The organism is Lentihominibacter faecis, assembly GCF_014306095.1.
Taxonomy (GTDB): domain Bacteria; phylum Bacillota; class Clostridia; order Peptostreptococcales; family Anaerovoracaceae; genus Lentihominibacter; species Lentihominibacter faecis.
The window spans coordinates 41,453-52,737 of sequence record NZ_JACRWC010000056.1; the positions used below are offsets into that span (position 1 = coordinate 41,453).

Consider the following 11,285-nt stretch of genomic DNA (forward strand, 5'->3'; position numbering starts at 1 on the left):
AGAAAACATCCATTATTCAAAGGATGCTCCTGAGCGGGTATTTTTTTATGCAAAGCCTGCTCCGCAGGCTGTATACTGCTTTACCGTCATACCTCCATCACGACATCGATGTAAAAAACCTTATCGTCATGAGAAAAACGAGCAGTACCATTATATTTTTCTGCGGTGATCCGAATCGAAGAAAGTCCGATTCCCGAACCGTCTTTTCTGGACGAAGCATATTTTCCGTCTTTTTTTCGTACCTCATCATCGAAGCTGTTTGATGAAACAATATACAGGTCACGTTCATTTTTTAATAACACCGAAAAGTGATGGAAACGCTCACTCTCTTTTGCAGTAAGACAACCGTGATACACATTTTCCAGCAGATTCCCCAGCATACTACAAAGGTCATTGTCGGAAATTTTGCAGTCTGAAAGGGAGATCTCCCACTGTCTGCGCACGCCGTACATCTCCAGCAGCGTTTCATAATAATTCAGCAGTGCATTGACAGAAAGGTTACGACACCATGCTCTGATCTCATTCTGCGGCAGATCCGCAACAAAACTCTGAAGATAGTCTTTCAGCGCCTCCACATCATTTTGTTCCGCCAGATTCAGCATCGTAATGGCTGATTGTCTAAAATCATGCCGTATCCTGGACGATTCTTCTATGTATGTCTGCTGGGCAATATACTGATGCTCCTGCATCTGCATAAGCTGTATCCTCTCTCGCTGATCCAGGCTCTGGATCAGTTCCATCGCCACAAAGTAAAAACTCACATAGATGATCAGCATCAGCAAAAACATACCGCTTAGCACAAACAGATACAGGAAAAACATATTACCGAAATACAAATGACTGTAATCCCTTGGCTGAATGACATAATTGCCGGCAGAAAATATGAGAGGTGCCGGGATCATAACATACCAGACTCTGGCATGGAACAGTTGATCCACGAGCCGGCATCCGTATTTCAGCAGCAAATGAGCAAGCAGCAATGTAAGGCTCACACTGAAAATCAGCTGCACTCCCGTCGCCATAACACAGGAATCGGACCTATTTTCTGTTGGATGTATCCATGCATCTACAGTGATGGCGTAATCCGACATAAACGATAAAAGTGCGATTGCCAGGAAAAATATAGCCAGCTTTTCGCCAAGACCGCACTTGACCATCCTGTAATAAAACACAAAGCACATTATAATTACAGCAAAGAACACCAGATCTCCATTCACGCCCAGCGATAAGGTCGAAAAAATACCTGCCAGTGAAAGCGATGTGATTCCTCCTGCAGCGATACCCGCAGTCGTTTTAGCGGAATACTTCAACTGGTTTTTCATCGGAAGAAAGCAGATCGCGGCCGCCGGTATCAAGCATAAATACTGAATGAATTCTGCCAGATAAACCTGGTTCATTTTCTTCCCCTTTCTTCGGAACTTCTTCGGATCTTAGCGAATTCGTAATCACGCCACTGCTGCTTCAGTTTTGTCGCATTGCGCATCGTAATAGGTACCGTGATCCCGCAGGACAACTTACAATCCCGCTTGGACATTTCCAGAATATGATCCATATTGCACAAAACCCCGCGACTCACCTGCAGGAAACGCTCATCCTCGATCAGCTGCTCTGCCAGTACGCCATAGTACATTCTTGGACGGTATTCGTTTCCATCGACATCATAGATCCTCGTACTGTGATTATCCGCATACAGACATACGATTTCTGAATACATCAATCTGATTTCCAGGTTGTTGTACAGAAATGAGAAAAACTGATCCTTATTGGGAATGATTTTCAGTGCATCGAGAAGACAATTCGTGATCTGTTCCAGATCCACTGGTTTTTCCACATAATCAAAGGCATGACACGAAAACGCATTTTTCATATGATCCTAGCTTGATGTCAGGAAAATCAGGATCACATGGCTGTCAAATTTGCGGATCTGCTCCGCCGTTTCCACACCATCCATCCCATCCATAAAAATATCCATAAAGATAATATCATAGCTGTGTGCCGTGAAATGATTCAAAAAATCCTCACCGCTTGCGAAACAATCGAGTTTGTAATGCAGCCGCTGCTCCGCTGCGAACTCTCCCAGCAGCATCGCAACATGATCGCGTAATTCTTTCTTGTCATCCACTAAAGCAAATCTCATCTCTTACTCCTGTTTCCTCTACCACTTATCCCAGCTGAAACGGATCCAGATCCACACCGGAAGCCAGCACCTCCACACGAGCCGGCAGCATCGATGTCAGCATAGACTGCATCGTCTTTCCAAACAGCTTTTCTGTCCCGTAATGACCAGCATCGATAAGGCAGATCCCATACGCCGCAGCCTCCTGAGCTTCATGATATTTTACATCTCCTGTCACAAAGACATCGCATCCAAGCTTTTGCGCCATCGGCAGAAGATCTGCCCCTGCACCGGTGCATAATCCCGCTTTGTGAAAACGCAGTTCCGATCCATCTGCTCCTTCGCGATCTCCTGTCGCGATACGTATCGATTCCGGACGAATACCAAGACCTTCGCTGAGACGCTCCACCAGTTCTTCTACACTGATCGGCCGCCTGAATTCTCCGCATCTTCCAATATCCGCTTCCGCCTTGCGCATCACCATATCCTCGGGGGAACCCACCTTTTCTCCTGCCAGATTCCGCACATTAGAAAGTTTCAGAACGCCAGCCAGTACATCGTTATTACCACCTTTTGTCTTATCGAACGGTGTATGGCAGGAATAGACAGCGATATCATGCTGCACCAGCTGACGGATCAATCTTCCCGCCGGATCTTCGTCCGTAAGTTTTTTGATCCCCGAAAACAGTAACGGATGATGCGTTACGATCATTTCACATCCCAACCGTTCCGCTTCTTTTAAAACCGAAAAATCCAGATCAAGACAGGTCAGCACCTTTGTGACCGGGTGCTTCCGGGATCCAGCCAGAAATCCACTGTTGTCCCAGGTTTCCTGCAAAGCCTCCGGCGCGATCTCGCAAATCTTATCTGCGATCTCGCCGGCTGTCATCCCTTTTTTCTCATTTCGCACCATCACACATCGCCCCTCTCTCACGAACCTGCCTCAGCAGATCCTTTAAATAATAAATATTATCACATCGTATTTCCTCCGATGCCCGGTTTCGTTCCTTTGACATCATGATCTGTTCCAGAACGGACTGTTCGCGCTCCAGCATACGCAGTAAAAAATCCTCCACAGGTCCGCCTGCCGATACGATCCACGGCGGGATCTGATAAAAGATCTCCATCTGCCGTTCAGACTCTGATGCACATGCTAAAACATCTTCCGTCAGACATTTCACAGGGTCTTTCTTTTCATCAGCCGATCCTGCTGTTTCAGGAGAAATCGCTGTAATGATTTCCGGTATGAAATGACCTTCTTCCACCAGATCCTCATGAATGATGTGAAAACCGTGGTCGCAGAGCCATTTTCTCAAGATCCCCTGTCCGATCCGCGGTTGAAAAACATACTTTCGAAAAGAACAGGTATGTTCCATGTCCCGCTCTAAGAGTTCCGTGATCAGTTTTCCTCCAACTCCGGCGATCACGACAGCATCGACCTCACCCGGTTTTAATACCGTAAGCCCGTCACCCGCGCGAAACTCCGCACGTGCGGCACACTCTTCGTACTCTCCCGTGAAGTACCGTCTGCAGTTTTCCTCCGCTTTTGCCAGAGAAGGCACACTGATATCTGCCAGGATCACCCGATCACACTGTCCACTCTGTAATAGAAATACTGGCAAAAAACCATGGTCGGTTCCGATATCGGCCATGGTTTTCTCATCTTTTAATCGCTCTGCAATGATCTGCAGTCTGTCATTTAGCTTGATCATATCTATATTCCCTGCTTACTCCAGATAGTCCTTTAATTTCTTGCTTCTGGTCGGATGCCGCAGCTTCCGTAGCGCCTTCGCTTCGATCTGACGAATACGTTCTCTTGTAACATCGAACTTCTTTCCGACCTCTTCCAGGGTTCTTGCCCGTCCATCTTCCAGGCCGAACCGCAGCTTCAGAACCTTCTGTTCTCTTTCTGTCAAAGTGCCAAGCACATCTACCAGCTGCTCTTTCAGCATAGAGAAAGCAGCCGCTTCCGCCGGTGCCGGAGCATCATCATCCGGGATAAAGTCGCCCAGATGGCTGTCTTCCTCTTCTCCGATCGGAGTTTCCAGTGAAACCGGCTCCTGTGCAATTTTCAGGATTTCACGGACTTTTTCCACCGAGATGCCCATTTCTTCTGCGATCTCGTCCGGGGTCGGTTCTCTGCCTTCCTCCTGCAGCAGCTGACGGGAAACGCGTATCAGCTTATTGATCGTTTCAACCATATGGACCGGAATACGAATAGTTCTCGCCTGATCTGCGATAGATCTGGTGATGGCCTGACGGATCCACCATGTCGCATACGTACTGAATTTATATCCTTTTGTCCAGTCAAATTTATCTACTGCCTTGATCAGACCCAGGTTTCCTTCCTGTATCAGATCCAGGAACAACATCCCGCGACCCACATATTTCTTGGCTATGCTGACAACAAGACGCAGGTTGGCTTCACAAAGCTTCTGCTTCGCATACTCATCTCCTGCTTCCATCCTTTTTGCCAGATCTATCTCCTCCTGTGCGGTCAGAAGAGGGACTTTACCGATTTCCTTCAAGTACATACGTACCGGGTCATCTACCGCAATATTCTTGGAAATAGTGGCTTCCAGATCGATTTCCTTAGCTTCCGGGTTTTCTGCGATAACGGCATCAACTTCCGGATCATCCACATCTTCATCGTCGATTTCCATCAGATCCAGATCATCAGGCTCATTTTCCATAACGATCTCAATGCCTTTTCCGATCAGAGCGTCATAGATTTCATCCATCTGATCCTTATCAAGATCGATATCGCCCAGACGATTGGAAACATCCGTATAGCTCAGCGTCTTCTTGCCCTTGCCTCCGGCCTTTTCCGTCAGATCTTTGATGATGCTCTGTTTCACTGCATCGTCCAGAACATGACTTTCTGCACCGTTATTCTTTTCTGTTTCTGCCTGTTTTGTTGCTTTTTTCTTTTCCATATTGAATTCGTAAGCCCCCTTCTAATTTCTTCGCTTTTTCTGTATTTCCATAAGCTGCTGTGTCAGTGCTATAATTTCTTCTTTATTTTCTTCTTCATCGGCCATGGAAAGCCGCATAAGGATCTCATCTTCCTCTTTTTTCAGGATCTTTGCCCGTATAGAGTGGATACAGTCTTCAAAAATCGTGTCCGATTTATCGTCTGAAATGGTTTCCAGCTCGTTCCGAAGCTTCTCAAGACACTTTTCTGCATCTTCATCCAGAAAATCCTTGAGCCGGTCGTAATCTACGTGACCGCTTCCCCGGTCTATCTGCTGCAGAGCCCTGTAAAGGCTGTTTCCTGCATCACTGACGAAAGCCCGTCCTGCTACATCCGCCGGCAGTTCCATGTATTGGGCATCCCGGAGCATCAGCTTGATCAGATCCTGCTCTGTCAGGCTCATTTCCAGATCCTCACGTCCGGATCTGCCATCACCGCCAAACCGTTCCGTTCTGTGATCCGACCTGTCATATGCTTCATATGCGGATCCGCCACTGTCCTGACTAGTATTGCCAGTGTATTCAAATCTTATAGCCCCCTCGGAGATCCTCGTCTCCGCTGAAAGCTTTTTGATGTAGATATCGGCCTCGACCGGATTCATCTTCTGCAGTACTCTCACAGCCTCATGAATGAACTCCACCCGCTGCTGCTCATCCTCCATATCATATCGCTGCTTTACCATGTTAAGTTTAAAATCTCCATATGGTATCGCATGATCCACCAGATCCAGAAATGCATTTCTGCCGTTTTTCTTGATGAATTCATCTGGATCCTTGCCATCCGTCACCTTGAGGACCCGTGCCCGGCAGCCCTCCCGGTACAGGATATCAAGACCGCGAAATGCTGCGTTCTGTCCTGCCTGGTCGGCATCGTATGAAAGGATCACATTCTTCGTGTAACGTTTGATCAGACGAGCCTGATTTTCTGTCAGCGCCGTGCCCAGCGAAGCCGATATGTTGCGGATCCCGGCCTGATACAGGGATACTGCGTCCATATATCCTTCCACCAGTATGATGGCATCTTCCCGGCTTACATCCTTACGGGTCAGATTCAAAGCATATAGATTGTTTTTCTTCTGAAATACATCAGACTCCTGTGAATTAAGATATTTCGGTTCTCCTTCGCCGATGATCCTGCCCCCGAATCCGATTACCTTCCCCGCAGTATTCATGATGGGAAAAATCACCCGGTTGCGAAATTTGTCAAAGCACCGGTCATTTGATTTGGAAATCAGCCCCAGTGAAAGCAGCTTGTCCTCAGAGATCCCCTTCTGAAGAAGGTAGTCATAAAGACTTCGCCACTCCCCATCGGCATATCCGATCCCAAACCGGTTCATCGTATCCTCGGAGATCCCACGGGTTTTCATGTATGTATAGCCTGGATTTGCTTTCTCCCGCAGTGCGCGAAAAAAGAACATAGCAGCCTGCCGATTGATCTCGTATGATTCATCCTTGTCTTTGCTGGTTCGAAATGCGCCTTCCAGCGAGATACCGTATTCTTTGGCGAGCATCTCCACAGCCCCTTTGAAATCAAGGCTGTAATACCGCTCCACGAAACCGATCACATCTCCTGTTGCGCCGCAGCCGAAGCATGTGAAGATCTGCTTTGTTTCCGATACAACAAAAGAAGGCGTCTTTTCATTGTGAAACGGGCAAATTCCCTTGTAATTGCTTCCGGCTTTTTTCAACGGAACGATCCTGCCTACCACATCAACAATATTACACCTGCTTTTGATCTCATCCACAATATTAGTTTGGTTTCGACTGCTCACCCTGATATCCCTTCTGTATCAATAACACATCCTACTTGTATATACGACAAAAAACGTCTGTTTCCTTTTTTATTTCTTGAATTTTTTTAAAAAAGTTTTTCATACAGACTGACCGCATATCGATCTGTCATGCCTGCCACGTGATCCTTGGCAAGTTCTTCATCAGGAAACTCGCCACGCATCGCAGCCAGCTCCGCCGGGAGCTGATCCGGATGCTCAGAAAAATAGGTGAACAGCACGGTGATTATCGTCCGTACCTTGCTGAGGTCTTCAGCCTTTTTTACGTTCTGGTTCAGATACACATTCTGGAACATATAGCTGCGCAGTTCATTCATGGCCTGCGTTTTTTCCTCGCTCAGCTTTGCCTGAGGTTTTTCGAAACTGTTTTCGATCATGTCACGCACCAGCGTATCGATCCGCTTCTTATGAGTGTCTCCCAGGACTCTGATGCATTCCTTCGGCAGATCATCCGTTGTGATGATACCACTCCGCAGCGCATCATCGATATCGTGATTGATGTATGCGATCCTGTCGCTCACTCTTACTACCTGACCCTCTGGCGTGACCGGGAGCACCTTTCCCGTGTGGCATAAAATACCATCCCTGACCTCGTAAGTCAGATTCATGCCTCTGCGGGAACTGCTTCCGGATTCCAGAACATCTACGACCCTCAGACTCTGCTCATTATGATGGAACCCTCCGGAATAGATCTCATTTAAAACCGCTTCCCCGCTGTGTCCAAAAGGGGTGTGCCCCAGGTCATGACCCATGGCGATGGCTTCTGCCAGATCTTCATTTAACCCTGCACCTCTGGCGATCGTTCTTGCGATCTGAGACACTTCGATGGTGTGAGTCAGACGCGTCCTGAAATGATCGCCCTCCGGGGAAATAAAAACCTGTGTTTTATGCATCAGACGTCTGAATGCTTTAGAATGGATTATCCTGTCCCTATCCCTTTGAAAATCCGTCCGTATACTGCACTGTTCTTCCGGGAGCACCCTGCCCCGGCTTTCTGCCGCCTTCGTTGCACAGGCAGAAAGAACTGCAAATTCTCTTTGTTCTAAATCTTCTCTGATAATCATGGATTTTCTGCCTCCTTCCCCTTTATAATAACCATCTCAAACCCTCTTGTAAAGCGGTTTAGACCAGCTTTTGCACTGTTTCCCCAATGTTTTTCTAAAGCTTTACAAAAGACGCTTCTCCACTTCAGATGCAAGCCGCAGATCTGCCTTTGCAAGAAGGGTCACTACATCTTTCTGCAAAGCCTCCTCCTGAAAGAAAAGACTCTCCGCAATGGCTTCCGTCAGTTCTTTTTTATCTTTTTCCTCTAATGAATCATAAAAATTACCTGCCTGGATCATTTCCTTCATGTGCGCACTCCCCTTTCTGCACCGCCCGCTTTATGTGCGTAATCCGCGAAATCCGAAAATTCATCTCCCCACAATGAAATCCCCGGGCCCAGATGACCAGGCGAAAAACACAGTTTCTCTGATTGCTCCAAGGGCTCCATTTCTGTCAGTTTCAGGATACCAGCCCGGACTGGAGGAAAAATCGCTTCATTCCAGGACACGGTCCTGCGCTGATACTCCGGATGACTGCTGTAGCTGGCATCCATGATCTGCACCCATAGTTCAAAAGCCGGAAACGCCCCTTCTGCCACAGCAGTTTCCAGATCATCCTGCGCCGCATCCGGGTTATATCCTGCCATAAAATCTGCTATGATACGCTCCTCCCCGATGCGATCATCTCCTTCCTTCAAACCGTTGCGATCATTTCCCTCAGGGATCCACCTGTATCGCACCAGAAACTGTTCTCCTTTTTCATTGTTCCAGACGCATGTATGTACCGAATACCAGCAGATCCTCCTGTAGGATGCTGTCAGTCCCTCACCTGAAAACAGCCGCAGCGCACAGTGGAGAGCTTCCGGATGCTTTATAACAAAACGCCAGAACTTTTCAAAGGCAATCCCATCAAACCATGTGCGGCATCTCATGGATTCTGCCAGCTCCAGAAAATCCCTGCTTCTGTTGATAAAAAACACCGGCAGGCTCGAACACACCACATCATACTCGCCTGCCCCCGAATACAATCGCACGGCGAACCCCTTGATATTCCGCCTGGTGTCCGCCGTTCCCCCATCGCCCAGCAGAGCCGAAAACCGCGCCCGCACCGGAAACGACCGGTCCATCTCGCAAAAAATATCCGCACTCGTATACTCCTTGAAGGATCGATAGATTTTAAAATATCCCCGCATACCGATCCCTTTCCGGTACATCAAACGTGGACGAGGCAATTCACCCATCATCCGATGCAGCTGTTCCACCAATAAAAAATCTGTCATAAACACCACCTCACGGTAGTATATGCGACAGATCTTTTTTTGCCAGTTATTATCATGATCGATGATCTCGCCAAACGGTTTTCGTGCAGGTCTGCACCAGTCCTACACTCCTGTATGACCAAAACCGCCGCTGCCTCGCTCCGTTTCCGAAAGTTCCTCTGCAACGGTAAATTCCACTTTCTCATAACGCGCCGCCACCATCTGCGCCACACGCTCTCCATTGCTGATCACAAAAGGTTCGTCGCCCCAGTTGATCAGGGCGATCTTTACTTCCCCGCGGTAATCGCTGTCGATGGTTCCAATGCCATTGACAAGACCGATCCCGCGCTTGATGGCCAGACCGCTTCTGGCACGGATCTGCACTTCATAGCCCTCAGGGATCTCCAGATAGATCCCGGTCGGGATCAACGCCCGCTGTCCCGGCAGAAGTTCCACCGGTTCTTTCAGATATGCACGAATATCCATGCCGGCAGATCCGGCCGTCTCATATGCCGGGACGATCCCCGACTCCGACTTTATCTTAATTTCCATGTTTTACGATCCTTTCTAAATCAAAATCCCTGCCGGTAACAGCAGCGCCGCAGTACGAAGAATAATCGCCGATCATCTCAGCGACTTCACGGATATCCTCTCTCGTGACACGATCAAAGGAAGACAGCACTTCCTCCTCGGCATACACTCTGTCGAGAAGCAGCTTGTTCTTTCCGATGGAAAACATCCGGCTGTTGACACTTTCCAGCCCAAAGATATAGGAACTCTTCATCTGCTCTTTCGCCATAGCCAGTTCCTCTTCCGTCACACCGCTTTCCCGCAATGTATCCAGCTCGTAATGGATCGCATCCAGCGCTTCCTCCGCTTTTTCCGGGGATACCCCTGCATAAATGCTAAAAAATCCCCAGTAGCTGGAAAACAGATTCATGGAACATACCGAATATGCCAGTCCTTTCTGCTCCCGAATATTCTGGAACAGACGCGAACTCATGCTTCCGCCAAAAATACTGTTGAGCAGCACAAACGCGTAATACCGCGGATCATCCAGTGCGATACCCGGCGTTGCCAGGCAGATATGAGTCTGCTCGATATCGCGCACCTTTACATTGAAACTCTGCTGATACGGCTTCAGCTGGATCTCCTTCTTCGGCTTTTTATCACGCAGCGACGTCAATCGATCTTCAAAGATCGCCTCGATCGCCTCCTCATCAAAATTTCCGGCGACCGCCACCACGATACTGTCTCTGGCATACATCTGATCCCGATAATCCACCAGCCTGCTCCGGTCGATCCCCGCAAGACTTTCCGGCGTTCCCAGAATACTTCTTCCCAGAGGATTTCCACCCGCTACCAGTTCCGAGATCGTGTCATACACGTCATCATCAGGCGTGTCTTTCACCATCTTGATCTCCTCACAGATGACCTGTCTTTCCCGGTCCATTTCCTCCTGATCGAACTTCGAACCAGTCAGCATATCGAGCAAAATTTCTGCGCCTCTGCAGATGTTCGACGACAGCGTCTTGATGTAATAGCAAGTCGCCTCCTTACCGGTAAACGCATTGAAGACTCCGCCGATCTTATCTACATCCTCCGCGATCTGCTTCGCCGTTCTGTTTTTCGTACCCTTGAACATCATGTGCTCAATAAAATGAGAAACACCGGAAACCTCGTCCCACTCATCAGAAGCGCCGGCTCTCACCCAGATGCCCAGTGCAGCTGACTGGACACGCTCTGATTTTTCCATGATCACTGTAGTCCCACAGTTGAGTTTTTTTATTGTAACCATATCATTCTCGTCCTTTCATACCTTGTTATTTTACCACATCACGCGAAAAATTTGTGACGAACATCCGAAGATTTCACCGAATTTGCCGACTCTTTTCCAGCAAAGCCTCTTTCTCATTGGGAAGTTCTTCCTCGATCACCAGTTCCAAAAGCTGCTCCAGGATCTCTCCCAGCTCAGGTCCTGCCGGCACGCCATCTGCCATCAGATCTCGTCCATCGATCGCCAGAGAGCTTCGCGAAAAACACATCTGCTCCTTTAGGATCATATCGATCCCCTCTTCGATCCTGCAAAGCTGGCTGCGCCCTG

Annotated in this window: 12 protein-coding genes and 1 pseudogene; all 13 read right to left on the reverse strand. The window is 48.3% G+C overall.

Annotated features, from left to right (window positions below; all coding sequences use genetic code 11):
• Positions 1-86 precede the first annotated feature (86 nt).
• Positions 87-1,397: an ATP-binding protein gene (locus H8876_RS04480; protein WP_249286702.1), complete on the reverse strand. Its 1,311-nt coding sequence runs from the start codon at positions 1,395-1,397 to the stop codon at positions 87-89.
• Entirely contained in the window at positions 1,394-1,867 is a 474-nt protein-coding gene (locus H8876_RS04485) for a LytR/AlgR family response regulator transcription factor (RefSeq protein WP_249286703.1), read from the reverse strand. The genes H8876_RS04480 and H8876_RS04485 overlap by 4 nt, the downstream gene beginning before the upstream one ends.
• 6 nt (positions 1,868-1,873) lie before the next feature.
• Entirely contained in the window at positions 1,874-2,137 is a 264-nt protein-coding gene (locus tag H8876_RS04490) for a response regulator (protein ID WP_249286704.1), read from the reverse strand.
• Positions 2,138-2,162: 25 nt separating this feature from the next.
• Positions 2,163-3,029, reverse strand: a complete 867-nt coding sequence (locus H8876_RS04495) for a Nif3-like dinuclear metal center hexameric protein (protein WP_249286716.1) — start codon at positions 3,027-3,029, stop codon at positions 2,163-2,165.
• The gene (locus H8876_RS04500; RefSeq protein WP_249286705.1) at positions 3,016-3,828 is read right to left on the reverse strand and encodes a tRNA (adenine(22)-N(1))-methyltransferase; all 813 of its coding nucleotides are present in this window, start codon (positions 3,826-3,828) and stop codon (positions 3,016-3,018) included. Before H8876_RS04500 ends, H8876_RS04495 begins: the two co-directional genes overlap by 14 nt.
• A gap of 15 nt (positions 3,829-3,843) precedes the next feature.
• On the reverse strand, positions 3,844-5,052 hold the full coding sequence (rpoD, locus tag H8876_RS04505) for an RNA polymerase sigma factor RpoD (protein WP_249286706.1): 1,209 nt from the start codon (positions 5,050-5,052) through the stop codon (positions 3,844-3,846).
• 21 nt (positions 5,053-5,073) lie between these two features.
• Complete coding sequence (gene dnaG, locus H8876_RS04510) at positions 5,074-6,861, reverse strand: DNA primase (RefSeq protein WP_249286707.1); 1,788 nt, start codon at positions 6,859-6,861, stop codon at positions 5,074-5,076.
• A gap of 86 nt (positions 6,862-6,947) precedes the next feature.
• Positions 6,948-7,943 (reverse strand): deoxyguanosinetriphosphate triphosphohydrolase, encoded by a 996-nt coding sequence (locus tag H8876_RS04515; protein ID WP_249286708.1) that lies wholly within the window; start codon positions 7,941-7,943, stop codon positions 6,948-6,950.
• Positions 7,944-8,045: 102 nt separating this feature from the next.
• Positions 8,046-8,231, reverse strand: a complete 186-nt coding sequence (locus H8876_RS04520) for a catalase-related domain-containing protein (RefSeq protein ID WP_249286709.1) — start codon at positions 8,229-8,231, stop codon at positions 8,046-8,048.
• Positions 8,228-9,268, reverse strand: coding sequence for a catalase (locus H8876_RS04525; protein ID WP_346727837.1), 1,041 nt, complete (start codon positions 9,266-9,268; stop codon positions 8,228-8,230). The genes H8876_RS04520 and H8876_RS04525 overlap by 4 nt, the downstream gene beginning before the upstream one ends.
• 36 nt (positions 9,269-9,304) lie before the next feature.
• The gene (gene dut / locus H8876_RS04530) at positions 9,305-9,733 is read right to left on the reverse strand and encodes a dUTP diphosphatase (RefSeq protein WP_249286711.1); all 429 of its coding nucleotides are present in this window, start codon (positions 9,731-9,733) and stop codon (positions 9,305-9,307) included.
• Positions 9,723-10,979 carry a M16 family metallopeptidase gene (locus H8876_RS04535; RefSeq protein WP_249286712.1) on the reverse strand — a complete coding sequence of 419 codons (1,257 nt, stop codon included), beginning with the start codon at positions 10,977-10,979 and terminating at the stop codon, positions 9,723-9,725. The genes dut and H8876_RS04535 overlap by 11 nt, the downstream gene beginning before the upstream one ends.
• Positions 10,980-11,052: 73 nt before the next feature.
• Positions 11,053-11,285 (reverse strand): annotated as a pseudogene (locus H8876_RS04540) (hypothetical protein); the annotation flags it as partial.

What these genes read in the sequence shown, in the direction of transcription:
- dut (WP_249286711.1), bottom strand. Translation starts at nt 9,733, where the DNA reads ATGGAAATTAAGATAAAGTCGGAGTCGGGGATCGTCCCGGCATATGAG.
- rpoD (WP_249286706.1), bottom strand. Translation starts at nt 5,052, where the DNA reads ATGGAAAAGAAAAAAGCAACAAAACAGGCAGAAACAGAAAAGAATAAC.
- H8876_RS04485 (WP_249286703.1), bottom strand. Translation starts at nt 1,867, where the DNA reads ATGAAAAATGCGTTTTCGTGTCATGCCTTTGATTATGTGGAAAAACCA.
- H8876_RS04490 (WP_249286704.1), bottom strand. Translation starts at nt 2,137, where the DNA reads ATGAGATTTGCTTTAGTGGATGACAAGAAAGAATTACGCGATCATGTT.
- H8876_RS04500 (WP_249286705.1), bottom strand. Translation starts at nt 3,828, where the DNA reads ATGATCAAGCTAAATGACAGACTGCAGATCATTGCAGAGCGATTAAAA.
- H8876_RS04495 (WP_249286716.1), bottom strand. Translation starts at nt 3,029, where the DNA reads ATGGTGCGAAATGAGAAAAAAGGGATGACAGCCGGCGAGATCGCAGAT.
- H8876_RS04535 (WP_249286712.1), bottom strand. Translation starts at nt 10,979, where the DNA reads ATGGTTACAATAAAAAAACTCAACTGTGGGACTACAGTGATCATGGAA.
- H8876_RS04520 (WP_249286709.1), bottom strand. Translation starts at nt 8,231, where the DNA reads ATGAAGGAAATGATCCAGGCAGGTAATTTTTATGATTCATTAGAGGAA.
- H8876_RS04480 (WP_249286702.1), bottom strand. Translation starts at nt 1,397, where the DNA reads ATGAACCAGGTTTATCTGGCAGAATTCATTCAGTATTTATGCTTGATA.
- H8876_RS04515 (WP_249286708.1), bottom strand. Translation starts at nt 7,943, where the DNA reads ATGATTATCAGAGAAGATTTAGAACAAAGAGAATTTGCAGTTCTTTCT.